Source organism: Streptomyces sp. NPDC059477 (genome assembly GCF_042749375.1).
In the GTDB taxonomy this organism is placed as follows: Bacteria; Actinomycetota; Actinomycetes; order Streptomycetales; family Streptomycetaceae; genus Streptomyces.
Genome location: NZ_JBHYUG010000025.1, coordinates 25285 through 51371, shown reverse-complemented (window position 1 = coordinate 51371; position 26087 = coordinate 25285). Strand labels below are relative to the sequence as shown.

The 26087-nt window shown below is 72.8% G+C and carries 18 protein-coding genes, 4 pseudogenes and 1 riboswitch; of the genes and pseudogenes, 10 read left to right on the top strand and 12 right to left on the bottom strand.

Features of this window, described 5'->3' with window-relative positions:
- Positions 1-82 precede the first annotated feature (82 nt).
- On the top strand, positions 83-1837 hold the full coding sequence (locus ACFXAZ_RS15640) for an ABC transporter ATP-binding protein (protein ID WP_384590237.1): 1755 nt from the start codon (positions 83-85) through the stop codon (positions 1835-1837).
- Positions 1838-1862: 25 nt separating this feature from the next.
- Here ACFXAZ_RS15640 and ACFXAZ_RS15635 read toward each other — a convergent pair whose 3' ends face one another.
- The gene (locus ACFXAZ_RS15635; RefSeq protein ID WP_384590234.1) at positions 1863-2168 is read right to left on the bottom strand and encodes a hypothetical protein; all 306 of its coding nucleotides are present in this window, start codon (positions 2166-2168) and stop codon (positions 1863-1865) included.
- A gap of 505 nt (positions 2169-2673) precedes the next feature.
- On the opposite strand from ACFXAZ_RS15635, the gene ACFXAZ_RS15630 reads away from it, so the two are divergent.
- The 3 genes from ACFXAZ_RS15630 to ACFXAZ_RS15620 all read left to right on the top strand — a co-directional run bounded on the left by ACFXAZ_RS15630 (position 2674) and on the right by ACFXAZ_RS15620 (position 4318).
- Positions 2674-3036, top strand: a complete 363-nt coding sequence (locus tag ACFXAZ_RS15630; RefSeq protein WP_384590231.1) for a nuclear transport factor 2 family protein — start codon at positions 2674-2676, stop codon at positions 3034-3036.
- Positions 3037-3044: 8 nt separating this feature from the next.
- Entirely contained in the window at positions 3045-3290 is a 246-nt protein-coding gene (locus ACFXAZ_RS15625) for a hypothetical protein (protein ID WP_384590228.1), read from the top strand.
- Between the two features lie 63 nt (positions 3291-3353).
- Positions 3354-3435, top strand: a riboswitch (ZMP/ZTP riboswitch).
- A 22-nt stretch (positions 3436-3457) separates the two neighbouring features.
- Positions 3458-4318, top strand: coding sequence for a bifunctional 5,10-methylenetetrahydrofolate dehydrogenase/5,10-methenyltetrahydrofolate cyclohydrolase (locus ACFXAZ_RS15620; RefSeq protein WP_384590225.1), 861 nt, complete (start codon positions 3458-3460; stop codon positions 4316-4318).
- A 7-nt stretch (positions 4319-4325) separates the two neighbouring features.
- Here the strand turns inward: ACFXAZ_RS15620 and ACFXAZ_RS15615 are convergent, their stop codons facing one another.
- Positions 4326-6296 (bottom strand): GTP-binding protein, encoded by a 1971-nt coding sequence (locus tag ACFXAZ_RS15615; protein ID WP_384590222.1) that lies wholly within the window; start codon positions 6294-6296, stop codon positions 4326-4328.
- A 309-nt stretch (positions 6297-6605) separates the two neighbouring features.
- Here ACFXAZ_RS15615 and ACFXAZ_RS15610 point away from each other — a divergent pair, with 309 nt between their 5' ends.
- Positions 6606-8534, top strand: a complete 1929-nt coding sequence (locus tag ACFXAZ_RS15610) for a glycosyltransferase family 2 protein (protein WP_384590219.1) — start codon at positions 6606-6608, stop codon at positions 8532-8534.
- A 103-nt stretch (positions 8535-8637) separates the two neighbouring features.
- Here the strand turns inward: ACFXAZ_RS15610 and ACFXAZ_RS15605 are convergent, their stop codons facing one another.
- The 4 genes and pseudogenes from ACFXAZ_RS15605 to ACFXAZ_RS15590 all read right to left on the bottom strand — a co-directional run bounded on the left by ACFXAZ_RS15605 (position 8638) and on the right by ACFXAZ_RS15590 (position 13575).
- The gene (locus ACFXAZ_RS15605) at positions 8638-9441 is read right to left on the bottom strand and encodes a class I SAM-dependent methyltransferase (RefSeq protein WP_384590216.1); all 804 of its coding nucleotides are present in this window, start codon (positions 9439-9441) and stop codon (positions 8638-8640) included.
- Between the two features lie 61 nt (positions 9442-9502).
- Positions 9503-10471 carry a dTDP-glucose 4,6-dehydratase gene (gene rfbB, locus ACFXAZ_RS15600; protein WP_384590213.1) on the bottom strand — a complete coding sequence of 323 codons (969 nt, stop codon included), beginning with the start codon at positions 10469-10471 and terminating at the stop codon, positions 9503-9505.
- 310 nt (positions 10472-10781) lie between these two features.
- A pseudogene (locus ACFXAZ_RS15595) lies at positions 10782-10937 on the bottom strand (sugar phosphate nucleotidyltransferase); the annotation flags it as partial.
- Between the two features lie 133 nt (positions 10938-11070).
- Positions 11071-13575 carry a SpoIIE family protein phosphatase gene (locus ACFXAZ_RS15590; protein ID WP_384590210.1) on the bottom strand — a complete coding sequence of 835 codons (2505 nt, stop codon included), beginning with the start codon at positions 13573-13575 and terminating at the stop codon, positions 11071-11073.
- A gap of 406 nt (positions 13576-13981) precedes the next feature.
- Here ACFXAZ_RS15590 and ACFXAZ_RS15585 point away from each other — a divergent pair, with 406 nt between their 5' ends.
- Positions 13982-16108 carry a SpoIIE family protein phosphatase gene (locus ACFXAZ_RS15585; RefSeq protein ID WP_384590207.1) on the top strand — a complete coding sequence of 709 codons (2127 nt, stop codon included), beginning with the start codon at positions 13982-13984 and terminating at the stop codon, positions 16106-16108.
- Positions 16109-16203: 95 nt separating this feature from the next.
- On the opposite strand, the gene ACFXAZ_RS15580 is transcribed toward ACFXAZ_RS15585, so the two are convergent.
- The 6 genes and pseudogenes from ACFXAZ_RS15580 to ACFXAZ_RS15555 form a co-directional block, all read right to left on the bottom strand.
- Positions 16204-17448, bottom strand: a complete 1245-nt coding sequence (locus ACFXAZ_RS15580; protein ID WP_384590204.1) for a S1 family peptidase — start codon at positions 17446-17448, stop codon at positions 16204-16206.
- A 165-nt stretch (positions 17449-17613) separates the two neighbouring features.
- Positions 17614-18507: pseudogene (locus tag ACFXAZ_RS15575) on the bottom strand (PP2C family protein-serine/threonine phosphatase); the annotation flags it as partial.
- Positions 18508-19263: 756 nt separating this feature from the next.
- Positions 19264-19902: pseudogene (locus ACFXAZ_RS15570) on the bottom strand (caspase domain-containing protein); the annotation flags it as partial.
- A 10-nt stretch (positions 19903-19912) separates the two neighbouring features.
- Entirely contained in the window at positions 19913-20290 is a 378-nt protein-coding gene (locus ACFXAZ_RS15565; RefSeq protein ID WP_384590201.1) for a hypothetical protein, read from the bottom strand.
- Between the two features lie 144 nt (positions 20291-20434).
- Positions 20435-20965: an SRPBCC family protein gene (locus ACFXAZ_RS15560; protein WP_384590198.1), complete on the bottom strand. Its 531-nt coding sequence runs from the start codon at positions 20963-20965 to the stop codon at positions 20435-20437.
- Between the two features lie 195 nt (positions 20966-21160).
- Positions 21161-21475, bottom strand: a pseudogene (locus ACFXAZ_RS15555) (ArsR/SmtB family transcription factor); the annotation flags it as partial.
- A 601-nt stretch (positions 21476-22076) separates the two neighbouring features.
- Between ACFXAZ_RS15555 and ACFXAZ_RS15550 the strand changes: the two are divergent.
- The 4 genes from ACFXAZ_RS15550 to ACFXAZ_RS15535 all read left to right on the top strand — a co-directional run bounded on the left by ACFXAZ_RS15550 (position 22077) and on the right by ACFXAZ_RS15535 (position 26070).
- On the top strand, positions 22077-22607 hold the full coding sequence (locus ACFXAZ_RS15550; protein ID WP_384590195.1) for a hypothetical protein: 531 nt from the start codon (positions 22077-22079) through the stop codon (positions 22605-22607).
- 74 nt (positions 22608-22681) lie between these two features.
- Positions 22682-23380: an alpha/beta fold hydrolase gene (locus ACFXAZ_RS15545; protein ID WP_384590192.1), complete on the top strand. Its 699-nt coding sequence runs from the start codon at positions 22682-22684 to the stop codon at positions 23378-23380.
- A 150-nt stretch (positions 23381-23530) separates the two neighbouring features.
- Positions 23531-24865, top strand: a complete 1335-nt coding sequence (locus ACFXAZ_RS15540; RefSeq protein WP_384590189.1) for an ABC transporter substrate-binding protein — start codon at positions 23531-23533, stop codon at positions 24863-24865.
- A 464-nt stretch (positions 24866-25329) separates the two neighbouring features.
- Entirely contained in the window at positions 25330-26070 is a 741-nt protein-coding gene (locus ACFXAZ_RS15535; RefSeq protein WP_384590186.1) for a Type 1 glutamine amidotransferase-like domain-containing protein, read from the top strand.
- The last annotated feature ends 17 nt before the right edge of the window (positions 26071-26087 follow it).

Here is a 26087-nt window from a genome sequence, read left to right as displayed (position 1 = left end):
CCCGTAGAACCGGACGGCCCGTTGTCAGTGGCTCCCCGTACGCTGACAAGCATCGTCCGATCCGCGCCGCCCGAGGAGCCCTGTGAGCACCGCACACACGGAGACCGTCACACCCCCGTGGCGCATGCTCCTCGGCTATGTCCGGCCGCACCGCTGGGCGTTGCTGCTCGGCGCGGTGCTCTCGCTGGTCACCGGGGCCACCGGACTGCTGCTGCCGCTGGTGGCGCGGGGATTGATCGACGACCTGGAGCACGACCGGGCCATCACGGGCGCGTTGGTCGCGATGTCCGGCCTGGTCGTGGCCAACGCCGCGGTGGGCGGGGTCGGCGCGTACGTCCTGCGGCGCACGGCCGAGTCGGTGGTGCTCGGCGCCCGGCGCACCCTCTCCTCCTATCTGCTGCGGCTGCGCATATCCGCCGTGGACCGCAGCGAGCCCGGCGATCTGATGGCCCGGATCACCTCCGACACCACGCTGTTGCGCGAGGTGACCGCCGACTCCCTGGTGGGCCTGGGCACCGGCGGGCTCACGCTGATCGCGACACTGGTGATGATGGGCGTCGTCGATCCGGTGCTGCTCGGCGTCACCCTCGCGGTGATCCTCGGCGCCAGTACGGTGCTCACGGTGATCGTGCCGCGCATCAACCGGGCCAGCAGACAGGCCCAGGCCGCGGTGGGCGTGATGGGCGCCTCCCTGGAGCGGGTGCTGGGCGCGCTGCGCACGGTGAAGGCGTCCGGCGCCGAGCACCGCGAGGAGGAGCGGCTGCACGAGGCGGCCGAGGAGTCCTGGCGGCAGAGCGTGCGTGCCGCCAAGTGGTCCGCCGCCGCGGGCAACACGGCCGGGCTGGCGATGCAGATCGCCTTCATCACCGTGCTCGCGGTGGGCGGGGCGCGGGTGGCGACCGGCGCGGTGGACGTCGGCACACTCGTCGCGTTCCTGCTGTACGTCTTCTATCTGATGATGCCGATCCAGCAGGTCGTCGGGGCGATCACGCAGTACCAGGCGGGCTCGGCGGCCCTGAGCCGGATCCAGGAGGCGCTGAGCCTGCCGGCCGAACCCCGGCCGACAGCGGCCCCGTTGCCCGCGCCGGAGACCAGTCCGGCGGCGGTCACCTTCGAGGACGTCCGGTTCCGGTACGCGGACGATCTGCCGTACGTCCACCACGGGGTGAGCTTCGAGGTGCCGCCGCAGGGCATGACGGCGTTCGTGGGGCCCTCGGGCGCCGGGAAGACGACGGTGTTCTCGCTGATCGAGCGGTTCTACGACCCCGAGTCGGGCGTGATCACCCTGGACGGCCGGGATGTCGCGCAGTGGGAGCTGCCCCGGCTGCGGGCGGCCATCGGGTATGTGGAGCAGGACGCGCCGGTGCTGTCGGGTTCGCTGCGGGAGAATCTGCTGCTGGGCCATCCGGAGGCGGACGACGGCCAGGTGGCACGGGTGCTCAAGACGACCCGGCTGGACGACCTGGTGGAGCGGCTGCCGGAGGGACTGGACACGCTGGTCGGCCATCGTGGCACCAAGCTGTCCGGCGGGGAGCGTCAGCGGGTCGCGATCGCCCGCGCGCTGCTGCGCCGCCCCCGGCTGCTGCTGCTGGACGAGGCGACCTCGCAGCTGGACGCGGTGAACGAGGCGGCGCTACGGGACACGGTGGCCGATGTCGCGCGGTCCACGACGGTGCTGGTGGTCGCGCACCGGCTGTCGACGGTGACCATGGCGGACCGGATCGTGGTGATGGACGCGGGCCGGGTCCGGGCGGTGGGCACCCACCAAGAGCTGGTGGCCGCCGATCCGCTGTACGCGGAGCTGGCGGCCACCCAATTTCTTGCCACGACCGGGTAGGCCGGGGCGCGGGATCCTCGCGGGCTCAGTACCCCACGGCGGGCACCAGGCCCGTGACCGGCGCGGCCAGATCGGTGAGCTGGTGCAGCTCGCTGAGCTGGTGGAGGCCGTTGAGCTGGTTCAGCTCGGCGAGCTGCTGGGAGGGGCGCGGCACGGCGGCCTGGTGCTCGGCGGGGATGTCGGAGACGGTCAGCGAGTCGAGCACGGCGACCGGGTTCACCTTGCCCTCGCTGGCGGCGCCCGCCTCGGCCGCGCCCGCCTGCGGCGCGGCGAGACCGGCGGCCCCGACGGCGAGAGCGGCGGCGGCGAGAATACGACGAGTTGAGATCATGTCTTCAGCAACGCGCGCGGCCCGTACCGGACACGGCCGGGGCGGCCCCCTCACCCGACAGGCGCACCACCGGCAGGCACCGGCCGAATGCGTCTTTCGAATGGGCGCTGGGCGCCCTGCGGGGCTGGCCCGGGACCTTACGCGGCCCGGCGGAGACCCTGCGCGGCCCGGCCCGCCGAGCGGATCCATCCGTCCATCCGGCCACACGTTCAGACAGTCCGAACAATCCAACCAATCCGCCAGGACCGGCCGGCTTCCCGCGCTCCCACGCGCCCGACGAGGACGAGCGAGACGAGCCCTACCAGCCGGGCAGGCCGGGCAGGCCGGTTAGCCAGGTGGCCGCCCGCCGACCCTCCACGCTCCAGGATCGGCGCCCGCCGCCGCAGCCCCACCGCCCCCACCCACCGCCCCGCGTTTGCCGACCCCGTCGGCGCGGGGGAGGCTCGTAACAGAGGCCCTCCGTGGCCCGTCCCTCCGTCGGGTCACGTCCTCGAAGGAGGTCACGATGGGCACTGTGGCGAGCCCCGTCTTCGACGCCGAGACACTGCGCCGGGGCATCGAGGGCAATCCGAACACACTGCTCGCGCTCTACGCGGGCGATGCCGAGGTACGGGTGGTGGACCAGGTCAGCGGGCCCAGTCACCCCCGGGTGCTGCGCGGGCGGGACGAGATCAGCGCGATGCTGGACGACATCTACGGCCGGGACATGACCCACACGCTGGAGGACTGTGTGATCCAGGACGAGCGGGCGGCGTTCACCGAATCCTGCGAGTACCCCGACGGTGTGCGGGTGCTGGCCGAGTCGATGCTGTCGCTGCGGGACGGCAGGATCGCCCGGCAGACGCTGATCCAGGCGTGGGACGAGTAGGCCGGGGGATGCCCGAGTTCCATGTCCGTACCCGCCTGAACTGGTCCTTCTCGGCCCGCGCCGGAATCGGCCGGCCCCGCCGCGCCTCGACGGCCACGCGAATGGCCCGGGCGTCGGTCCTGCGCGCCCTTCTGCGCGCCGCCGCCCGTTCCACGGAGCGGCAGGCGATCCCCCCGGGGCACCGGCGCCACCACCTGCTCCCCCACCCGCACCTGCTCCCGCACCGGCCCGCACGTCGGCGCGGGAGCGGCTGAGCCGAGCCGAGCCGAGCCGAGCCGACCGCGCCCGACCGCCCCGACCGGCCCTCGGTTACCCTCACCGTGGGCCGTGACTGGCGCTGAGGTGGAGCACCACCGGGGAGCGGTCCGCATGTTGCTGCCGTGCGCCTGGGCGAAGAGGTCGATCAGCTCAGGAGTGGACCATGCCCCAGGCCCGGCTCATGGACGGCACCGGACTCGCCCGCCGTATCGTCGCGGAGGCCGGTGAGCGCGCCGCCGCCCTCACCGAGCGCACCGGCCGGGTGCCGACCCTCGCGACCGTACTGGTCGGCGAGGACCCGGCATCCGTCACCTACGTCCGGATGAAGCAGAACCGCTGCCGCGAGGCGGGGATCGGCTCGCGGCGGGTGGTGCTGCCCGCCACCACGACGACCGGCGAACTCGTCGCCGCGCTCCGGGAGTTGTCGCGGGACCCGGACGTGCACGGGATCCTGCTTCAGCATCCGGTCGGCGGGCACATCGACGAGCGGGCGGCGTTCGAGGCGATCGCGCCGCAGAAGGATGTCGACGGGGTCACCTTCGCCTCGTTCGCGACGATGAGCTTCGGTCTGCCGGGTTTCGTGTCCTGCACGCCGGGCGGGATCATGCGGCTGCTCGACGCGTACGACGTGGACCCGGCGGGCAGGCGGGCCGTGGTCGTCGGCCGCAGCGCCATTCTGGGCAAGCCGGTCGGCATGCTGCTGCTGGGCCGGGACGCGACGGTCACGTACTGCCACTCCCGTACCCGGGAGCTGGCCGATGTGGTGCGGGAGGCGGACATCGTGGTGGCGGCGGTGGGCCGGCCCCGGCTGATCCGGGGGCGGGACATCAAGCCGGGCGCGGTGGTGCTCGACGCCGGGTACAACGCGGGCAATGTCGGTGATGTCGACTTCGATTCGGCCGTGGAGCGGGCCTCGCTGATCACGCCGGTGCCGGGCGGTGTGGGTCCGATGACCATCGCCACGCTGCTGGAGCAGACGGTGACGGCCGCCGCCCGGCAGCTGGGAGTGGGCGAGGGGCGCTGACCGGGGGTTAGCCGGTCACCCTGCGGACGACGCTCAGCAGGTACTCCTTCCGGTTCAGAGGGTTGTGGTCGGTGCGCGGGCGTTCGGGGAGGGTGCCGTGGCGGACCGGGGCGTAGTGGTCGAAGGCGCTCTCCCAGGCACCCTCGCCGCGGGTCAGCCCCGGCAGCCGCTGTTCCAGGGCGTGGACGCGGGCGGCGGGGACGATGCCTTCCAGGAGGGTGCGGGGGCCTCGGGAGTCGGTGGTCCCGGGGACGGCCCGGTGGGCGGACAGCACCGGCAGCAGGGCGCCGAGGGTGTCCGTGGGGGTCTCGGCGCGGAAGCGGTGCATCGGCTCGTGGACCTGGGTGCCCGCGCGGCGCAGGGCCGCCATCAGGACCAGCGGGGTCAGCCCGCGGAAGTCCTGGCCGGTGCTGGACATGCTCTTGTCGAAGCCCTGGTGGGCGTGGCTCTGCCGGGGGTAGTAGCCGGAGTGGGTCATGGTGACGGTGAGGTCGGTGACCTGCCAGCCGTACAGGCCCTGGCCGAGGGTTTCGCGCACGGTGTCCTCGACCGCCCGGAAGAAGGCGTACGGCATCGAGCCCAGCTCGACCTCCAGGCGGAAGGCGAGCCCGCTGCCGGGCGGCGCCGGGTCCACGCGCAGGCCGACCGTGGCGAGGAAGGGGTTGGGGTCCTTCCCGATCAGCTCGACCGCCGCCCCTGAGCCGGTGGGGCGTTCGATGCACAGGGGGGTGGTCTCGCGGAAGGTGACCTCAAGGCCGTACTCGTCGGCGAGGGTGGCCTCGATGACCTCCTTCTGCACCTCGCCGTACAGGGAGACCGAGGTCTCGCGGCGCGGTTCGTCGTGGCGCAGGGCGATCAGCGGGTCCTGTTCGGCGAGCTGGGTGAGGGCCTGGTGCAGTGCGCCCCGGCCGGTTCCGGCGGCGGGGACCACCACCGTCTCCAGGGTGGGCGGGGCGAAGTGCCGGCCGGGCGCCGCGTGCGGCACGCCGATCGCGTCGCCGATGCGGATGTCCGGCAGGCCCCAGAGCCGGGCGATCCGGCCCGCCGCCACCGTGTCGGCGCGGGCGTCGGTACCGCCGTCGAAGACGCTGATCGCGGTGACCTTGCCCTCCTGCCCCGCCGGGCCGAAGGGGATCCGGTCGCGGGTGCGCAGGGTGCCGGTGAAGAGCCGGACGTACGCCACCTTCTCCCCCGCCGGGCCGCGCTCGACCTTGAAGACGGTGCCCGAGACGGGTCCGGCCGGGTCGCCGGACGCGGCCGGGAGCAGTTCCTCGATGCCGGTGATCAGGGCGTCCACCCCGGCGCCGGTGACCGCCGACCCCGCGTACACGGGGTGCACCCGCGCCTGCCGGGTCCGGCGGGCCAGGGCGGCGCGCAGCCGGGAGGGGTCCGCCGTGCCGTCGACGTACGCGGCGAGGAGGTCGTCGTCGTGCCGGGTGAGGACCTCCAGGGCCGCGCGGCCGGGGCCGGAGGTGAAGCGGGCGGCCGGGGTGCCGAGGGCGGTGGCGGTGCCCATGGGCACGACGGACGCGGTCAGCCGGTCGGCGAGGGACCGCACCACGGCGTCGTAGCGGGCGCCCCGGCGGTCGATCTTGTTGACGAAGATCAGGGTGGGGATGCGCAGCCGGCGCAGGGTGCGCATCAGGACGCGGGTCTGGGCCTGGACGCCCTCGACCGCCGACACGACGAGGACGGCGCCGTCGAGGACACCGAGGACGCGTTCGACCTCGGCGATGAAGTCCGGGTGGCCGGGGGTGTCGATGAGGTTGACGGTGATGCCGCCGACCGGGAACGAGACCACGGCGGACTTGATGGTGATGCCGCGCCGGCGTTCCAGCGCGAGCGTGTCGGTCTGCGTGCTGCCGGCGTCGACGCTGCCGATCTCGTCGATCACTCCTGCGGAGTGCAGCAGCCGCTCGGTGAGGCTGGTCTTACCTGCGTCGATGTGCGCGAGAATGCCGAGATTGAGCAGATGCACCGGTGCCATGTCCTTCGAAGTTCTTCGAAACGGGGGTCATTCCTTCCTTGGCGGACATGAACGGTGCTCGCATCGGGGCTCCTCGGGGTGCGGTGGGGTGGACGGTGCCGTGAACTCCGGCAGTGCAGCAGAGGCCGGGCCCTCGGGGCAATCGATTAACGCTCGACAAGGCGGTGCCGGAGCCTTCGCCGACGCTCACGGCCCCTTCACCACCACCGGGATAGCATCGGGCACTTCACGCATGTCTCGCGCACATGTCTCGTGCGCCAATCTCGCGCCAACGGCGAAAAACTCTGAGGGGGCCGGACGTTGCCGGTGAAAGTCAGTGTCATTGTCCCGGTGTACAACCCCGGGGACTACATAGCCGACTGCGTCGACTCGCTGCTGCGGCAGTCCCTGCCCCCGGACGCGTATGAGGTCATCTTCGTCAACGACGGTTCCACGGACGGCACCCCGGCGCGGCTCGACGCGGTGGCCGCCGAGCACGAGCGGGTGCGGGTCATCCACCAGGAGAACTCCGGCTGGCCCGGCAAGCCGCGCAACGTCGGGATCGCCGCCGCCCGGGGCGAGTTCGTGATGTTCGTCGACAACGACGACTATCTCGGCGACGAGGCCCTGGAGCGGATGTACGACTATGGGGTGGCCCATGACGCGGATGTCGTCGTCGGCAAGATGGCCGGCAAGGGACGCGGGGTGCCGGTCGAGCTGTTCAAGGTGAACCGGCCCCGCGCCTCGGTCGCGAACGCCCCGCTGATCGACAGCCTCACGCCGCACAAGATGGTCCGCCGCGCGTTCCTGGACCGCACCGGGCTGCGCTTCCCCGAGGGCCGGCGCCGGCTGGAGGACCATGTCTTCGTCACCGAGGCGTTCCTGCGCGCCGGGAACGTCTCCGTGCTCAGCGACTACACCTGCTACTACCACATCCGCCGCGACGACTCCTCCAACGCCGGGTTCCAGCGCTACGACCCCGCCGGGTACTTCGGCAATCTGCGCGAGGCGCTCGACGTCGTGGAGCGGTACACCGAGCCGGGCCCGGTGCGCGACCGGCTGTTCCGGCGCTGGCTGCGCAACGAGATGGTGGAGCGGCTGCGCGGGCAGCGCTTCCTGTCGGCGCCCGAGGACTTCCGCCGGGACCTGTTCGAGCAGATCCACCAGGTGGTGGTCGAGCGGTTCGGGCCGGGGGTGACCGACGGGCTCCAGCCGACCCAGCGGGTGGTGGCCGCGCTGGCGGCGGCGGGACGCTACGACGAGGTGACCGCGTTCGCCGAGTGGGAGACCGGCGTCGCCCTCAAGGCCCTACCGGAACAGGTGAGTTGGCGGGACGGCACCCTGCGCATCGACCTCACCGCCGAATACACGGTGCACGGTGAGCCGATGACCTTCCCGGCCGGGACCTTTGAGGAGCTGCCCGCCGAACCGCCGCTCGACGCGCCCGGCGCGATCGACTGGGTGGGCATGGACACCACCGCCCGCTTCGACCGGGCCACGCTGGACGTGCTGCTGCGTGAACGGGCCAGCTCCGCCACCCACTTCCAGCCCGTGGAAGTGACCCGCGCGCGCATGCCCGTCGGCGACGGCTCCCGGGTCCGGCTGGTGCTGCGCGGCACGGCGCTGCTCGATCTCACCACCGCCGTGGAGGGCGCACCGCCGGCCGGCGGGCTCTGGGACCTCGACGCCCGGGTCAAGCTGGGCGGCTGGACCAAGGGGCGGCGCCTCGGCCCCGCCCAGGCCCACCGGCGCGCGCTGCCGCCCGCCGCCGTGGTCGCCGGGCATGTGGTGCTGCCGTACTGGACCCAGCAGCACGCCCATCTCTCCCTGGACGTCGACCGGGCCCGCAAGAGCCTCGGCCTGGACGGGCTGACGCCGGACGCGGTGGCGAGCGTGGACGGCCGCCTCCGGGCGCGGCTCCCGCTCCATGTGCCCGCCGCCACCGACGTCCTCGTACGGCTGACGGCGGCGGGGGCGGACGGGGTGCGGGACCTGCCGGGGAGGCTCGCGCCGGAGGCGGAAGGGGAGGGGGCGTTGCTCCTCGCGGAGGTACCGGCGGAGGCGCTCGACGGCCAGACCTGGCGCGTCTCCGTGAACCTCGCGCCCACGGCGGACAAGCCCCGCTTCCACCCGCTGCCGGTGCGGCTGCGACCGGCCGCGCACGGGTTCGAGGTGGTACGAGGGACCAGGCCCGGCCCGCTGTCACGGCTGGCCGGCAAGGTCGGGCGGGTGCTGCGCGGGGCGCGGTGACGGCGGAGCCGGTGTGCCCCGGGGTGTCCCGGGGTGCTCTATGAGCCGATGTGCAGGGGCGCGGCGGATGCGGGCCGCCGCGCCCCGGTCCGGGCGGGAACCGTCAGCGGGTGACCGCGAGTTCCTCCACGGCGCGGCGCAGCGGGGGCCAGCCCCGGGAGCGGCCCGCGCCGATGTTGCGGGCGCGGGCGAGCGGGCCCCAGAAGCCGGCCGACAGCAGGTCCTCCGGGCGGACCGTGTTGACCCGGTCGAGGATGGCCTCGGGCACCTTCTGCGGGTCGGGGACCTCGAACTCGGCGATGATGTCGTCGTACTTCTCGGTGAGCACGGTGTTGGTGGGGTCGGCGCCGAACACCACCAGCTGGCCGGTGGGCTCGGTGTCGACCAGGACCGTCACCAGGTCGGGGCGGTACCGGGTGAGGATCTCGACCAGCTTGTAGACATCGCCGGTCCAGGCGTTGGTGTGCCGGTCACGGGCGGCCTCGTCGATGCTGCGCGGCAGCATGTCGTCCAGGACGATCACACTGGCCCAGTCGGAGTGCTTCTCGACGTTCATGAAGTCGCGCAGCGCGTACTCGAACAGGTGCATGCCGTCGATGAAGGACAGGTCGAGCGAGGTGCGCCGCCAGTGGCCGAGCGGGCTGCGGCCCCGGGCCAGATTGCGCAGCGGGTGCCGGCCGCCCTTGAGGTGGGCCAGGGGGTTGTCCCGGGCGAAGAAGTCGTCGCTGGTCGCCTTCACCAGGTGGACATCGCAGCGGATCTCCGTGACCACCTTGAACGCCGGGTCGATGGCGATGCTGGGCACCCGTGACAGCGTGAGGCTGCGGCCGTCGTTGACGCCGATCTCCAGGTAGTTGCGGTTGGCGGTGGCCCGGTGCAGGCCCCGCAGGAACTCATGGCGTTTCACGCAGGTGACTCCTCGCGGATCAGGGGCGGTTCTTGGTGCGGTGTGCGGGTCGGGTGGGCACTCACGTCGGCACCACGCGCTGCTTGAGCGCGCGCCACCAGGCGCGGTGGGTGCGGTACCAGGCGGCCGTGGTGGCGATGCCGGTCTCGAAGTCGTGCAGCGGGCGGTAGCCGAGTTCGGCGCGGGCCTTGGTCCAGTCGACGCTGTAGCGCAGGTCGTGGCCCTTGCGGTCGGTGACGTGCTCGACCATGTCCCAGCTCTCGCCGAAGACGTCGAGGATCAGGGAGGTGAGTTCCCTGTTGGTCATCTCGGTGCCGCCGCCGATGTTGTAGATCTCACCGGCCCGGCCCTTGGTGCGCACCAGCTCGATGCCGTGGCAGTGGTCCTCGACGTGCAGCCAGTCACGGACGTTGAGGCCATCGCCGTACAGCGGGACCTTGCGGCCCTCCAGGAGGTTGGTGATGAAGCGCGGGATGACCTTCTCGGGGAACTGGTGCGGCCCGTAGTTGTTGGAGCAGCGGGTGACGCGCACGTCCAGGCCGTGGGTGTGGTGGTAGGCGAGGGCGAGGAGGTCGGAGGAGGCCTTGGAGGCGGAGTACGGGGAGCTGGGGCGCAGCGGGTGTTCCTCGGGCCAGGAGCCGGCCTTGATCGAGCCGTACACCTCGTCGGTGGAGACATGCACGAAGGTCTCCACGTCGTGCCGCAGGGCGGCTTCCAGCAGGGTCTGGGTGCCCATGACGTTGGTGCGGACGAACCCGGCGCCGCCGTCCATGGAGCGGTCCACCTGGGACTCGGCGGCGAAGTGCACGACCTGGTGGGTGCGGGCCATCACCCGGTCGACGGCGGCCGGGTCGCAGATGTCGCCGTGGACGAACTCCAGCCGGGGGTGCGCGTCGGGGAGGTTGTCCCGGGTGCCGGCGTGGGTGAGCCGGTCGAGCACCGTGACCCGTGGTCCGCCGGGCCGGGCCAGCAGCCCGCGGACGTACGTGGAGCCGATGAACCCGGCGGCGCCGGTGACGAGGAGGTTCATGTAGGGATCTGCACCTTGGTCATGTCCGGAGAGGCAGTACGACCGGCTCGCGCCGGGCGCGGGTGGGGGATTACTGGGAGAGCTGGGAGAGCTGGGAGAACGGAGCGGGCTGAGCGAACTGGGAGAACGGGGTGAACGGAGAGGACGGGGTGAGCGGGGAGGGCACAGCGGGCCGGGGTACGGGACCGCCGCGGGTCGTTCATGTGCGGATCGGGACCTTGCCGTGATCGCCGGTGTCGCGCGGGTGCTCGGGCTTGTCCTTCGGCCGGACCACGTGCCCGGAGGGGCTCGGCTCGGCGACGAACGCCTCCACCGGGCCGTCGTCGGTGACCCCGGCTCGCGCGAGGGGTTCCGGGCCGTGGAGCAGCGCGGCTCTGTCGGCCACCGGGTCGAGATGCCCGGCCGAGGTGTGCGTGATCGGCCGGAGGCGTGTTCCGGCGCCCCCGGACAGCACAAGTGCCTTCATCTGGCACACCATAGCCGGGGAACGGCCCGAATGGAGGTGCTCCGTTGTGGTTGCGTATCACTCCATTCCGACTCCCGTTTCCCGAGGTGTCACCTGGGCAAGGCGGGGGCGGAGCGAGGCCGTTGGGGGTGGATCAGCTGCCCGTCACGATGATCTCGCTCCAGACCTGTTTGCCGCCGCTCACGGGCACGGTTCCCCAGGTCGCCGACAGGGCCTCCACCAGCAGCAGCCCGCGTCCCCCGGTGGCCTCCCAGCCGATGCTGGTCGGTTTGACGGGGCTGCGTGCCAGGGCGTCGGCGACGGCGATCCGGAGCCGGCCGCCGAGCAGCGTCAGATCGAGACGGACCTGTCCGTCGGTGTGCACCAGGGCGTTGGTGACCAGCTCCGACACCACCAGCAGTACGGCGTCGTACTCCTCGGTGTTTCCGGGGTTCTCGGGGTTCCCGGGGTTCCCGGGGTTCTCGGGGTTCTCGGTGACGCCCCAGGTGCGCAGGGTGCGGCGGGTGAAGCGGCGGGCGTGCCGGGCCGCCTCCAGGACCCGCCACACCGTCCAGCTCTCCCGCCGGGGGCGCACGGCGAGACCGTCGTAGCGCATCAGCAGCAGCGCGATGTCGTCGTTGCGGCGGGCGCCCAGCAGCAGGGTGTCGGCGACCGGGCCGAGGTGGGCCGGGTCGGCGCCCGCCAGGTCGTGGGCGAAGCGCTCCATACCTTCGTCGATGTCGCTCCCGGGGTCCTCGACCAGGCCGTCCGTGACCAGGGCGATCAGCGTGCCCGGCCGGAGCCGCAGCTCAGTCATCGGGAAGTCCGCCCGCGCGAGAACCCCGAGCGGCGGTCCGCCCTCCGCCTCGGCGATCTCCGTGGTGCCGTCGGGATGGCGCAGCACGGGCGGCAGATGACCGGCGCGCACGCACCAGGCGGTGCCCTCCTCGATGTCGACGGCGACATAGGCGCAGGTGGCGAAGAGGTCGGTCTCCATCTCCAGCAGCAGCCGGTTGGCGTGCGAGACCACCACGTCGGGCGGGTGCCCCTCGGCGGCGTAGGCGCGCAGCGCGGTCCGCAGCTGGCCCATCAGGGTCGCGGCGGCGGCGCTGTGGCCCTGGACGTCGCCGATGACGAGGGCGACATGGTTGTCGGGCAGCGGGATCATGTCGTACCAGTCGCCGCCCAGCTCCAGTCCCGCGGTGGCGGGCAGATAGCGGGCGACGGCCCTGGCGCCGGGGAGCCGGGGCAGGCGGCGCGGCAGCAGCTGGCGCTGGAGCATGCCGACGAGTTCGTGCTCGGCGTCGAAGGCGTGGGCCCGGAGGAGGGCCTGTCCGGCGAGTCCGGCGGCGGCGGTGAGCAGGGCGCGTTCGTCGGGGCCGACGTCGTGCGGGGTGTCCCAGCCGATCAGACAGGCCCCGGCCATCCTGGTGCCCGCGGGCAGCGGCAGTACGGCGAGAGCACCGGGACCGACCTCGGCGAGGGCGGGTTCCAGCGCGGTCCCGGCGGGCCAGATCTGGGCGCGGCCCTCCCGCAGGGAGGCGGCGAGGGTCGGCATGGCCCGGAGCGGCGCCTCGGGCCACTCCGTGCGCCACTCCAGCCGCCACAGCTCGGGCCAGGACTCGGGCTCGGGCGGGTCGAGGACGGTGACGACGAGCCGGTCGCCCTCCAGTTCGGCGAGGGCGATCCGGTCGGCGCGCAGCGGGCGGCGCAGGGCGGCGACCACGGCGTGGCCGACGTCCCGGACGGTTCCGGCGGTGGCCAGCGCGGCGGCGAGCCGCTGGACGCGGGCCACGTCGGTGGCGTCGGAGCGCCCGCTGGTGGCGTCGGCGACGGTGCCGACCAGCCGGGCGGCGCGGCCCGGGGCGGCGGGCAGCAGCCGGCCGCGCAGCCGCAGCCAGCGTGGCGGTGCGGCGGGTCCGGCGGGTCCGGCCACCCGGAAGTCCAGCTCGCGGTCCCCGACGGCCATGTGGTCGGCCTCGACCACGGACATCAGGGACGGCAGGTCCTCGGGGACGGTCAGCCCGAGGAGCGTCTCGACCCGGCCGTCGAATTCGGTCGGCCCGAGCCCGAACAGCTCCAGCAGTTCATGACCGGCCTCTATGCGTCCGGTGTCCATGGCGAGCACGAAACCGCCGGGCATCGGGTCCCCGGCGTCCGGTGGGCGGTCGGGGGCGGCGCCCGTGACGGCGTCGGCGATCAGTTCGAGACACGCGCGCTCGGCGGGGCCGAAGCCCTCCGGGGACTCGGTGATGGCCAGCAGCAGACCGCCGTGCCGTGCGGGGAGGACGGCGAGGCAGTGACCGGCCGCGTCCGGCTCCGCTCCCCCGGCGGCGGTCTCTGCGGGCCCCCGCCAGACGGGCTCGCCGGTGCGCAGGGCGGTGGCTGGCGCGGAGGGTCCGTCGGTGGGGTAGGAGTCCGGCAGCCCGTACAGCGCGCGCGGCGCCCCCGCCGCCTCGGCCAGCCGCAGCCGTCCGCCGTCCCCGGCCGGGGTGTACACGCCCGCGAAGGTGGCACAGGTGAAGGCGAGCGCCTGCTCCAGCACCCGGTGGCGCCGCTCGACGGAATCCGGATCGCCGGCGAGCGCTTTCAGGGCGGCCTCGGCACGCGGCACCCCTGCTCCGCGCTCCGCTGCGCCCTCGTCGACCACGTCCGTCATTACAGCGCGTATGCCGCCGTAACGCAGCCCCCCGTGCACCGGCGCCCGTACGGCCATGGCCCCGCCCCCGCCATGCCACCGCCCACGGGCGGTCATCTCGGGGCCACGACCCGATCGCGCCGCTCCGCCACGACCGATCACCGCCGAACCACAACCCGATCACCCGCCACCCACCACCGACCACCGCCGAACCACCACCCAATCGCCCCGCCCCCGCCGCCGATCAGCGACAGGCAGCAATCCGATAGCCCCACCCCACACCGTTGATCGCCCCCGAATCGCACACCCCGTATCCGCCCGCTCACCGTCGCTCACCCTCGTTCGCCGTGCGCCGGGGGACGTGCCGGGGGAGAGTGTGTTCTGTTCCCTGGGGCCCGTCCCGCGGCCGGTCGAGGAGGTGGTCGGCATGTCCGACGGGCAGCCCTCCGGGCGGCCGAGGGGCCCGGCCGGACGGCCGCTGCTGTCCCTCGCCCTGATCGAGATGATGGAGGGCGTGAACGCGCACTCCGGCGCGGTGTACCTGCTCGCGGAGGAGGAGCCGGTGCTGGAGATGGCGGTGATGGCGGGGCTGCCACGGGCCTTCGCGGCGCCCTGGGAGCGGGTGGGGCTGGCCGCGCCGATCCCGGTCGCCGACGCGGCGCGCGAGCGCCGGGTGGTGTGGGTGAGCGGCGAGGAGGAGATGGCGAGCCACTATCCGCGGGTCTCGGTGGTGCTGCCGTACCCGTTCGCGCTGGCCGCGCTGCCGCTGGCCACGGACACCATGGTGTACGGGGCGGTCTTCGTCACCTGGCCCGGATCGCATCCGCCGGAGCTGTCCGACCGGGAGCGCGAGCAGCTGACGGCGGCCTGCGGGCGGCTCGCGCTGCGTCTGGAACGGCACGCCCAGGACAGTCTCCCGCTGCCGCCCGAACCGGATCCGCCCGGTGCGCAGATGGTCGGCGGGCTGTCGGGCACGCTCGGGGCGGTGGAAGCGGTCCGGATGGCGGCGCGGCTGCCGTACGGGCTGTGCTCGCTGGATCTGCACGGCCGGATCGGTTTCGCCAACCCGGCGGCGGCCGACCTGATCGGCGTCCCGGTGAGCCGGCTGCTGGGCCTCCAGCTGTGGGCGACGGTGCCCTGGCTGAACGACCCGGTGTTCGAGGACCGCTACCGGGCCGCGCTGATCAGCCAGCAGATCACGTCGTTCGTGGCGCTGCGCCCGCCGGGCGACTGGCTGTCGTTCCGGCTCTTTCCCAGCCGGACCGGGCTGAGCGTGCGGATCAGCCCGGCGCGGGCAGTGGCGGAGATGGGCCGGCCGGGGGCGGGCGAGGACGGTACGCCGCCCCGACTGGTGACCATGTCGCAGGTGCTGACCCTGGCCGGGGCGCTGACGCAGGCGGCGAGCGTGCGGGACGTGGTGGAACTGGTCGCGGACGAGGTGGCCCCGGCGGTGGGCGGTCAGGCCGTCGTCCTGCTCACCGCGCGCGCGGGGCGGCTGCACGTCCTGGGGCATCGCGGCTATCCGGACGCGCAGGTCATCGAGCGCTTCGACGGGACCTCGCTGTCCGAGCCGATCCCGGGCGTGCAGGCCGCGAACAGCGCGGTGCCGTCGTTCTTCGAGTCCCAGGAGCATCTGGAGCATCTGTATCCCGCGCGGTACGCCACCCCTGACGGCTTCGCGGCCTGGGCCTATCTCCCGCTGATCGCCTCCGGCCGGCTGGTCGGCACCTGTGTGCTCGCCTACGCCGAGCGGCATCCCTTCCCCACCGAGGAACGGGCGGTGCTGACCAGTCTCAGCGCGCTGATCGCGCTCGCCCTGGAACGGGCCCTGCTGTACGACGTCAAGCACCAGCTCGCCCACGGCCTCCAGGCCGCGCTGCTGCCCAGCTCGCTCCCCCCGCTGCCCGGCATCGACGCCGCGGCCCGCTATCTGCCGGGCACCCGGGGCATGGACATAGGCGGCGACTTCTACGACCTGGTCCCGGCCGAGGGTACGGCGGCGGCGGTGATCGGCGACGTCCAGGGGCACAACGTGACGGCGGCGGGGCTGATGGGCCAGATCCGTACCGCCGTACGCGCCTACACCACCGTCGGGCAGCCGCCGCACGAGGTGATGAGCAGCACCAACCGGCTGCTGATCGAGCTGGGTTCGGATCTGTTCGCGAGCTGTCTGTATCTGCGGCTGGATCCGGTGCGCGGGCGGGCCGTGATGGCGCGGGCCGGGCATCCGCCGCCGCTGCTCAGACGCCCGGACGGCCAGGTGCGGGTGCTGGATCTGGCGGGTGGCCCGCTGCTGGGCATCGACAGCGCGGCGGCCTACCCGACGACGGAGGTCGAACTGGCCCCCGGTTCGGTGCTGGTGCTGTACACGGACGGGCTGATCGAATCCCCCGGCGTGGACATCGAGGACGCCTTGGCCGACCTGGGCGGCCGGCTCGGTGAGGCGGGGCATCTGCCGCTGGACGAACTGGCGGAGGCGTTGATGAGCCGGGGCGCGGCGGGCGGCGAGCGGCCGGACGACGTGGCGCTCCTGCTGCTGCGGGCGACGGGCTGACGGGCTGACGGCACGTACGGGAGCGCGAGTGGCCCGGCCGTCCCGCCGAGCGGCCGGGCCACCGCGCCGCCACCGGCCGCGGGTGGGGGAGGCGGTCAGTGGGTCCTGGTCAGCGCGGAGCCGTCCGCCTGGTGTCCGTCCTGCCACTGGTCATCGGACCCGGAGCCGGCGTCACCCGAGCCGTCACCGATCCCGGAAGCGTCCCCCGCACCACCACCCTGCTCCCCCGCACCCGCACCCAGCGTCGCCCCCACCGCCGCCAAGGCGGTCGTCACCGGCTGGAAGAACGTCTCGCCCCCGATCGCGCAGTCGCCGCTGCCGCCGGAGGTGAGGCCGATGGCGAGGCCGTCCTGGGTGAACAGGGAGCCGCCGCTGTCGCCGGGTTCGGCGCACACGTTCGTCTGGATGAGGCCGGTGACCGTGCCCTCGGGGTAGTTGACGGTGGCGTCCAGGCCCAGGACCTGGCCGTCGGAGAGGCCGGTCGTGCTGCCCATCCGGAAGACCTGCTGTCCGACCGTCGCCTCGGCGGCCTGGCCGATCGGGACGGTCTGGTCGCCGAGGTCGACCTCGCTGGGCGCCTGGGTGGCCGGGTCGTCGTAGCGGACGAGGGCGAAGTCGCCCGCGCCGGGGAAGACGGCCTGGTCGACGGTGCCGACGGGGGCGCCGCCCTGCGCGTCGGACCACTGCGCGGCGGCGACCCCGCAGTGCCCGGCGGTGAGGAAGGCGGGGGCACCGTCACCGGCGGTGACATTGAAGCCGGCCGAACAGCGGGCGCCGCCGCCGAAGATGGCGTCGCCGCCGGAGAGGAAGGTCGTGAAGGTGCCGGCCGACTTCTTCAGGGTGGCCATGCCGTCGCCGAGCCGCTCGACGGCCGACTCCACCTGGTCCCAGCGGGCGCCGGTGACGGTGGAGTCGGCGGTGACCAGGATCTTGTTGGTGCGCGGGTCGACGGCCCAGGACGTGCCGGGGACGGTGGCTTCGCTCTTCAGGGTCCGGGCGGCCGAGGTGAGTTCGGCGGTGCTGTTGTCGACCTCCCGTACGGCCGCGCCCGCGCTCCTGGCCTGGACGACGAGTTGATGGTCGTCCTCGGTGACGTTCACGACGAGGTGCCGGCTGTCGGCGTCGTAGTAGGAGCCGGCGAAGGCGTCACCGAGCGCTCCGGCGAGCTGGGAGGCGAGGTCCGAGGCGTCCTGCGCCTTGAGCGTGCGGGGCGCGGCCTGCTCCGGGGCGGCGTCCTGGGAGGCGTTGGCGTTCGGCAGCAGGATGGCCGCCGCTCCGAGCGCCACGACACCGCCCGCCGCTATGGCGGCCTTGCGCTTCGGGATTCGCTGGTGACTCAACCTTCTCGACCTCCTGGGACGGGCTCCGCCGCCGTGCGCGGCGGTGGGGGGCGCCTGGCTGGCCACTGGTACGCACGGGGCGGGCGGGGCGTTCAATCCCGAGGGCGGCTGCGTGCGCTGGTGCGGCGGCAGTTGGCAGGAGCCAGGGACTCACCGGCGGTCGACCTGGTTCTCGGCCACGGCGCCGATGACGACAGGAACGTCCGCTGTCCAGCCCATGATTTCGTCCCTGTTCGCGGGGACGATGTCGGCGACGACGCAGGAGACATTGCCCGGACCGCCGCCGCGCAGGGCCAGCTGGATCAGCTCCTGGACGGTCGCGTCGGGTGAGTCGAATACCGCCAGGCAGGAGCGCATCGTCTCGTGGGAGACCACGGAACTCAGACCGTCGGTGCACAGCAGGTACCGGTCACCGGCCCGTATCTCCCCTACCGACAGGTCCGGTTCGACGGCCTCGGCCCGCCCCAACGCGTGCGTGAGCAGACCGCGCTGGGGATGGACGAAGGCTTGTTCGGGAGTGATCCGGCCCTCGTCCACCAGGCGCTGCACCACGGTGTGGTCCGCCGTGATCTGCTCCAGGCGTCCGTCCCGGAGGAGATAGGCGCGTGAGTCACCGACATGCGCGAGCCCGAGCCGCCGGTCGGCCAGGAGCAGGGCGGTGAGCGTGGTTTCCATGCCAAGGAGACCGGGACCGTCCTCCGCCATGATGCGCAACTGTTGATGTGCCCGGTGCACGGCTTCGTCGAGCGGGGCGAGGAGATCCGTACCGGGAGGATCGTCGTCGAGGTTGACGATGGCCGCGATCACCTCCGAGCTGGCCACCTCCCCGGCGGGAGTCCCGCTCCCGCCGTCCGCGAGGGCCAGCAGACGCGGGCCCGCGTAGCCGGAGTCCTGGTTACGGTCGTGCAGCAGGCCTCGGTGCGAGCCCGCGGCGTACCGGAGGGTGAAGGGCGCGGCCTCTGCCGTACGGGCCGCCGACCGCACGGGGGTCACGGGGGCCGTGGGCCGTGCATTCCGCCGCACAGCCCGGTCCCGCAGCCCCTCCAGCGCGAGTTGCATGTCCCGGGCGGTCCGGTATGGGGCGGCCGGGTGGGGCGCCAGGGCCCGCAGGACCACGGCGTCCAGTTCGTCCGAGACCTCGGGACGCCGTGCCGAGGGCGGGGCGCCCGCCGGGGACTCTCCGGTCAGGAGCGTGTGGAGCAGCCGGCCGACCTCCAGGAGGTCGTCCCGTCCGTCGGGGGCGTCTCCCAGGTCCACCACCTTGATCTGGCCCTCGGGGGTGAGGACGACGCTGTCGGCGTCCAGTCGCCAGCCGTGGACGCCCAACTGGTGGGCATGGGTCAGCACGCCGAGCAGTTCGGCGGCGACGCGCACGGCCCAGTCGACAGGAGCGGGACGCGGCTGGGCGAACACGCGCAGCGGTGTGCCCGCCGTCCGTTCGGTCACGAGATACGGGCACGGCAGTCCCGCCCGCGGTTCCGTCCCGATGTCCAGGAGCACGGCGACCGATGGATGCCGGAGCAGGGCCCGTGACTTGGCCCGGTGGCGGAACCCGGCCGACAGGGCGGGATCGGCGGCGGCCCGTGGGGTCATCAAGGTGATGTCGACCTGCCGGTCGAGGGCCGTGTCGTGGGCCTGGTACGTCTCGGTGACCGCGTCGCGGCGGACGACCGCGCCCAGTTCGTACCGGTCGGCCAGCACGCGCTGTGCCCGGCCGGGGGTGTAGGCCCGGTTGCGGAACAGCGGCAGGCGGCCCGCCGTGTTGCGGACCCGTTTCTGCGGCTGGGGGCAGGAGCGGGCGCGCAGTGCCTCGGTGAGGTACTCGAACAGCGCGTCCAGCGGCAGGACCTCGGGCCCGTACTCGACGCCGCGCGAGAGGATGCCGATCAGTTCCCCGGTGAAGGCCGTGTGCCGGGCCCCCGGCGGGGCCAGGGCCTGCGCGGACTCCCCCGCCGACGCGATCAGGTACGTGCCCTCCACCACGGCGCCGTTCGCCACGGCGGACGGCGGGTCGCCCATCATGCCGAGCGCCCGGCCGCTGTAGCAGCAGTCGAGGATCACGATCCGGCGCTCGACGTCCAGCCGCAGCAGCTTGCGGCGCAGCCAGTCGTACGGCACGGCCGTCTCCACGGCGCCCGTGCGCGAACCCGGCAGTCCCAGCCAGAGTTCGCCCGTGTTCGGGTCGATCAGACCGTGTCCCGCGTAGTAGACGATCAGGGTGTCCAGCCGCCGGTGCTCCAGTTCCTGGAGGGGCGCGAGGGCGGCGCTCTGGCTGACCGGGTCGAGCCGCACCAGGCACTGATCGGCGGGCAGCCCCCATACCGAGGGGTCGCACAGTTGGGCCGCGAGGTCGGTCACATTGCCCTGGACGCCGGGCAGCGGCTCCAGATGGTCGTACCGGCTCACCCCGATCAGTACGGCGGCGGATCTCGCGGGTGACGCCGAGGTGTCCACGTCGGCCGCCCTACTCGTCGAGGGCGGCCAGCAGCCGGGCAGCGGTCTCGGCGTCCTGCCCGGACAGGGTGATCCTGGTGCCGTCGCGCTCGATGGTGATCTCGGGCGGGCGGGGGCGGGTGGCCCGCCAGGTCATCCACGCCAGCGCCAGATTGGTGAGCTGGAAGCCGCTGTCCAGGGCGAGCTGGAGGACATCGAGGGCGGAGCCCATCGTGCCGGGGGCGGGCCGGTCGCCGCCGAGTTCGAGACGGGCGTTGCGCCGGATGTAGGGGTCGTCGGACAGCCACAGATACAGCGAGCGCAGTTCCGCTTCTGTGTCTGTACCGGGGCCCCCGGAGCCCCCGGAAGCTGTGGAATCCGCGGGTTCCGCGGTGATGACGAGGTCCATGGCTCTCCCCCCGTTCGAGCCGTTCGAGCATGTGTCGACAGACACAGTGGCACAACGCGCCTGGCTCGCGCAGCCGTTCGGCACGGGGGCGCCGCCGGTCAGAGCCGGTTGGAGGGACGGTTGGAAGGACGGTCGGAGAGCCGGTCAGGCGTCGGCGCCCGGGATCGCCGCGCCGGACGGGAAACCGGCGGCGACATAACCCTCGTAGAAGCCCTGCCACGGGGCGCCGAGCCCGGCGTGCGGGCCCTCGAAACGGTCGCCGCGCGCCTTGGCGTCCAGCGCGGAGAGGCAGACCTCCCAGCCGGCGCCGTTGCGGGCGGCGGTGTCCCTGGCGACCAGGACGTTGGTGAGGGTGAAGCGGGTGCGCCCGTCGTCCAGCGCCTCCAGGTCGAAGTGCAGTTCGTCGCCGCCCCACTCGAACGACAGATGGCGGGGCGGGTCGACGGCGATGATCCGGCCGGGGTGGTCCGCCATGCCGGGGTCGCCGGAGAAGGTGACGGCTCCGCCGGGCCGCAGGTCCATCTCGGCGCGGGCGGGGAACCAGCCGGCGAGTTCGTCGGGGTCGGTGACGAAGTGCCAGACGCGGTCGATCGGGTGGTCGTAGTCACGGTGGAACCGGATCGCCGGGCGGCCGTCGTCGAGGGTCAGATAGGTGCCGGTGAGGTCGGCGGTCATGGTGGATCAGTCCTTCGGTGGGGGTGACTCGGTGCGGTCCGACGGCGTACGGGCGGGTGTGGCGTCCGTCCCGGTCGACGCGGGGTTCGTCCGGGCCGACGCGAAGTCCGGGCCGGCCGACGCGAAGTCCGGGCCGGCCGACGCGAAGTCCGGGCCGGCCGGCGCGGATTCCGTCCCGGCCGACACGGGGTCCGTCCCGTGATCGGGCGTGTCAAGGCGGTGGCCGAGGGCGTCCAGGCTGCGGTTCCACAGCTCGCGGTAGGGCGTGAGCCAGGCGTCGAGGGCGGCGATGGGCGCGAGGTTCAGGGCGTAGACGCGGCGTTGGGCGTCCTGCCGTACCCGGACCAGTCCCGCCTCGCGCAGCACCTTCAGATGCTTGGAGGCGCTCGGCTGGCTCAGCCCGCCGCGCTCCACGATCTCGCCCACCGACCTCGGCCGCTCCAGGAGCAGCGCGACGATGGCCCGCCGATGGGGATCGGCGAGGGCGGCCCAGAGCGCGTCGTCGGACATGGGGCCAATATGCCTCGCGGGTTATATTCCAGTCAAGGCATACACGGTCGGGGCGCACGAGGCCCGGAAACCGTGCCGGGGTGGGGGGGGGGGGCGCCCCCCGCCGCCCCCCGCCCCCCCGCGACTACCCGTAGCCCCCCGGCCGGCGCACCCCCTGTGCGAGATCGCGGTCACCCCGTGGCAGGGGCCCCTACTTCCCCTGCGCGGACCCCCTTGCCGCACTCACGGGAACCGGCGAACTCGACCCTGGAGAGAGACCCATGAGAGACGGGCCCCTCCAGTCCTCCCCGGATCGTTCCGGGACAGGTGCCGGACAGTGCCCGGTGGGGCCATGAGCGGCGAGCGCGAGTCTGCCGAGTCCTGCGCGGAAATTCATCTCGACCCCACGGCTTTCAGTAACCTTGCGTATTGAATCAGTGGCGTGAAGTCACAGGGCCGGAGCGACGCCACCGCGATTTCACGCGGTTCTTGATCGTCGGCGATGGCCGGAAGGCCGCTTTGTCCAGGCTCTTTAATCGGCCTGAAACATTCCGATTCCGCTCTCGGCGGATAACCTCCGCTGGGCCTTGTCTTCCACCCTTTACGGAGTAATCGTCATTACATGATTACTTCAGAACAGATCGAGAAAGTACGCGGCTGGTTCGCGGGCCGGCTGCCGGAGGATCTCTTCGAGGAAGTGACCGAGGTGACGGTCGACCGCGAGGAGATCACCGTGATCGGCCGCGTCCCCGAACCCCGGCTGGCCGAGGGCGCCTCGGCGACCGAGCGGGAGGCGGCGGCGCAGGGCCGCATCCAGGAATTCCGGGAACGCACTCGCGAGGCCCGGATGACGGTCGCCCGCGAGGCGGAGCAGCGTTTCGGCCGCAAGGTGTCCTGGGGCGCGGTCTGCGGCGCCGAGCGGGCCCTGTTCACGCATGTCGCGGCCCCCGTGATGACCCGCCTGCGCCAGCCCGAGCGGCAGGTCCTGGACACCCTCATAGCGGGCGGCGTGGCCCGCAGCCGCAGCGAGGCCCTGGCCTGGTGTGTCCGCCTGGTGCAGCGCCACGCGGACGACTGGCTGACGGAACTGCGTACGTCCCTGGAGCAGGTGCACCGGGTGCGCTCCCAGGGCCCGGACGCGACCACGTCCTGAGCGCGCGGAAGGCTTCACGGGCGGACGGAGTGACCGTCCCGGCGATTGTCAGTGCCGGGGGCTACGTTGGCGCCATGACGGATTTCGTGCTGGTGGCGGGGGCCTGGCTGGGCGCGTGGGCCTGGGACGAGGTGGCCGGGGAGCTGCGGGCGGCGGGGCATGGCGTGCACGCCCTGACGCTGTCGGGGCTGGCCGAGCGGCAGGGCCAGGAGGCGGGACAGCGGACGCATGTGCAGGACATCGTGACGGAGGTCGAGCGGCGCGGACTGCGGGACGTGGTGCTGGTCGGGCACAGCTACTCCGGCGTGCCGGTCGGCCAGGCGGCGGAGCGGATCGGGGACCGGCTGCGGCGCGTGGTGTTCGTCGACGCCAGTGTGCCGGTGGACGGCGAGTCGTTCCTGTCGGGCTGGCCGAGTGACGACGTCCGCAGATCGATCGAGGAACACGACGGATTCTGGCCGCCGCTCACGGCCGGGGAGTACGCGGGTCAGGGGCTGTCCGAGGCGCAGATCGCCGCTCTGGTGGCGGGCGGCACGCCGCATCCGGGCGCCACGCTCGCCGAACCGGCGGTGCTGGAGCGCCCGCTGGCCGAGCTTCCGGCGACGTACGTCAAGTGTCTGCTGGACGGGGACGAGCCGATGCCCCCGGTGGCGGTGCTGCTCAAGAGCGAGCGCTGGGAAGGGGTGACGATGGACACCGGTCACTGGCCGATGCTGTCCCGGCCGGGCGAGCTGGCCCAGGTACTGATGAGAGCCTCCGCCGGGCGGGTCTGACGCCTTCCCCTCTTTGAGGTGACCGACACGCGTGCAGCGCCCTCCGCCGCTATCAGATATCTGTGTATTTACCCAGAGATCGTTCCGCGCGCTTGACCCGTTTCTCAGGATGCGAGTAGATCTCCGTCGTCCCCTCCTGAAGGAATGCCTGTGTCCTCTCCGCATCCCGCCCGCTCGTCCCGCCGCACCGTCCTGCGCGGTGCCGCCTCACTCGCCGTGGCCGGCCCCGCGCTCATGCCCCTCGGTGTCACGGCCAGCGCCGCTCCGGCCGCCCTGCCCTTCCTCGACTTCACCGGGGTGACCCTCAAGATCCTGGTCAACTCCCCGCACATCGCCATGCATCGCACGATCCTGGCACCGCTCTGGCAGCAACTGACCGGCGGCACGGTGGAGGTGACGTCCACCGACTACATACAGCTGACGGGCCGGATCATCGACGACGTCCAGAGCGGGACGGCCGCGTTCGACATCTTCGACTACTACTACTACGGGCTGGGCGCGATCGCGGACGCGGGCGCGCTCGTCGATCTCACCTCCTGGATCAAGTCCCAACGCGACCTGAACACCAAGGACTTCCTGCCGTCCATCTACGACGCCTACACCCTCCACGAGGGACGCCGCTACGGCCTGCCCTACGACGGCGACCAGCATCTCGTCTTCTACAACCGCGAACTCCTCGACGCGTACGGCCTCCAGCCCCCGGCAACCTGGGACCAGTTCGACTCCGTGGCCGCGAAGATCACCCAGGGCGGGGCCGGCGAGCACTACGGCGCGGTGCTCCAGCGCCAGCCGCACGTGATGGGGCTCGGGTGCTGCTTCATCAACCGGCTCATCGGTTACGGCGGCGATCTCGTCGACCGCTCGGGCCGCCCGACACTCACCACGGACGCGGCCGTCGCCGCCGCCCGGCATCTGATCGAGGTCGTGCCGTCCTCACTGTACATCTCGCCGGATCAACCCAGTTTCGACCCCGCCACCAACGCGTTCCTCGGCGGGCAGCTCGGGCTGATCGAGTCCTGGACCGGCCTGGCGCGGCGGGCCGACGACCCGGCGCTGTCGAAGATCGCCGGGAAATGGGGTGCGGTCGCCCTGCCGCTCGGCGGCCGTAACCGGCGCCGCCGCACACCCCTCAACGGCGGTTACGCACTCGGGGTGTCCTCGGCGTCGAGCAAGCGTACGGCGGCGCTGGCCTACATCAAGTGGGCGACGAGCAAGGAATCCATGCTCTGGGAGACCACCCAGAAGAACAGCGCCATCGACCCCAACCGCACCAGCGTGCTGAACTCGGCGACGTACGGCGCGACCACCCCGACCGCCGTCGGCCTGATCCGCGCCGGACTGGGCGGCACCCCGGTCGTCTGGCCCAAGGGCCCGGCCGACCCCGCCAACCTGCAACTCCTCTCCGACGAACTCGCCCTGGCCGTGGCGGGCGGGCAGAGCGCCACCCGCGCACTGCGCAACGCACAGGCGGGCTGGCAGCGGTAGGACGCCGGAAGCGCCTAGGCCGAAGGGCCGTCTAGGGTCGGGCGCACGGGACTCGCCCGACCACCGATGGCCCGCAGGGCCCATGGACCCACAGCACCTCCGGACCGCCGGACCGCTGCCGCTGGGCCTCCGGGATTCCAGACCGCCGGGTCTCCCGGCCTCCCGTCCTCCGGGCGTCCAAGCCACCAAGCGCCCGGGCCACCGGGCATCCGCACCGCCGGACCACCAGACCGCCGCAGGCGCGTGGATACGATCACCGCACGGCCCAACGGCCCGCCAGGCCACCGACCGCCGAGCCTCCGGGCCACCAGGCGTCCGGGCCTCCGGGCCACCAGGCATCCCAACCGCCCGGCTCCGAACCGCTGGGCGTCTGGACCACCGGGCGTCCGGACCACCGCGCCTGACCGCCGCGCCCCACCAGCACACCCCCAGGCCCCCTCAGCCGCGTCGATACGATCATCGGCATGACGGCATCCGAACCCACCATCCTCGCCACCTCCGGCGGTCATCGCGCCGGCGCCCGTACCCGGGTGCTGTTCGACTCGCTGGTCCACCACGCAGTGGACCTCTCCGGGGCGCACGGGCGGCGTCCGCGTGTGATGTACGTCGGCACGGCCATCGGCGACGCCGAGCACTTCACGGCCCGAATGACGGAGGCGGCGCGGATCGCGGGGTTCGATCTGACGCCGCTGCATCTGTTCCCCATGCCCAATGTCGAGGACATCGAGGCGGCGGTGCTGGAACAGGATGTCGTCTGGGTCATGGGCGGCTCGGTGGCGAATCTGCTGGCGGTGTGGCGGGTGCACGGCCTGGACCGGATCATGCGCCGCGCCTGGCAGGCGGGCGTCGTGCTCAGCGGGGTCAGCGCCGGATCCCTGTGCTGGTTCCAGGGCGGCGCGACGGACTCGTACGGGCCGCGGCTGCGCCCGATCACCGACAGCCTCGGGCTGCTGCCGTACGGCAATGGGGTGCACTACGACGTGGACGCGGGCCGTCGGCCGCTGATCCACCGCCTGGTCGCGGACGGCACCTTCACACAGGCGCACTGCACGGACGACGGGGTGGGGCTGGTCTACCGGGGCACGGAACTCGTCGAGGCGGTGACGGAGATGGCGGGCAAGGGCGCCTATCTGGTCCGGCGGGAGGGCGACGCGGCCGTGGAGGAGCGGATCGAGCCCCGCCCGCTGCCCGCGACCCCGTACTGACCATCGTATGGACATGT

Coding starts and splice junctions, on each gene's coding strand:
- ACFXAZ_RS15585 (WP_384590207.1), top strand. CDS start 13,982: ATGTCCGACGGGCAGCCCTCCGGGCGGCCGAGGGGCCCGGCCGGACGG.
- ACFXAZ_RS15550 (WP_384590195.1), top strand. CDS start 22,077: ATGATTACTTCAGAACAGATCGAGAAAGTACGCGGCTGGTTCGCGGGC.
- rfbB (WP_384590213.1), bottom strand. CDS start 10,471: ATGAACCTCCTCGTCACCGGCGCCGCCGGGTTCATCGGCTCCACGTAC.
- ACFXAZ_RS15545 (WP_384590192.1), top strand. CDS start 22,682: ATGACGGATTTCGTGCTGGTGGCGGGGGCCTGGCTGGGCGCGTGGGCC.
- ACFXAZ_RS15535 (WP_384590186.1), top strand. CDS start 25,330: ATGACGGCATCCGAACCCACCATCCTCGCCACCTCCGGCGGTCATCGC.
- ACFXAZ_RS15560 (WP_384590198.1), bottom strand. CDS start 20,965: ATGACCGCCGACCTCACCGGCACCTATCTGACCCTCGACGACGGCCGC.
- ACFXAZ_RS15625 (WP_384590228.1), top strand. CDS start 3,045: ATGCCCGAGTTCCATGTCCGTACCCGCCTGAACTGGTCCTTCTCGGCC.
- ACFXAZ_RS15590 (WP_384590210.1), bottom strand. CDS start 13,575: ATGACGGACGTGGTCGACGAGGGCGCAGCGGAGCGCGGAGCAGGGGTG.
- ACFXAZ_RS15565 (WP_384590201.1), bottom strand. CDS start 20,290: ATGGACCTCGTCATCACCGCGGAACCCGCGGATTCCACAGCTTCCGGG.
- ACFXAZ_RS15635 (WP_384590234.1), bottom strand. CDS start 2,168: ATGATCTCAACTCGTCGTATTCTCGCCGCCGCCGCTCTCGCCGTCGGG.
- ACFXAZ_RS15630 (WP_384590231.1), top strand. CDS start 2,674: ATGGGCACTGTGGCGAGCCCCGTCTTCGACGCCGAGACACTGCGCCGG.
- ACFXAZ_RS15620 (WP_384590225.1), top strand. CDS start 3,458: ATGCCCCAGGCCCGGCTCATGGACGGCACCGGACTCGCCCGCCGTATC.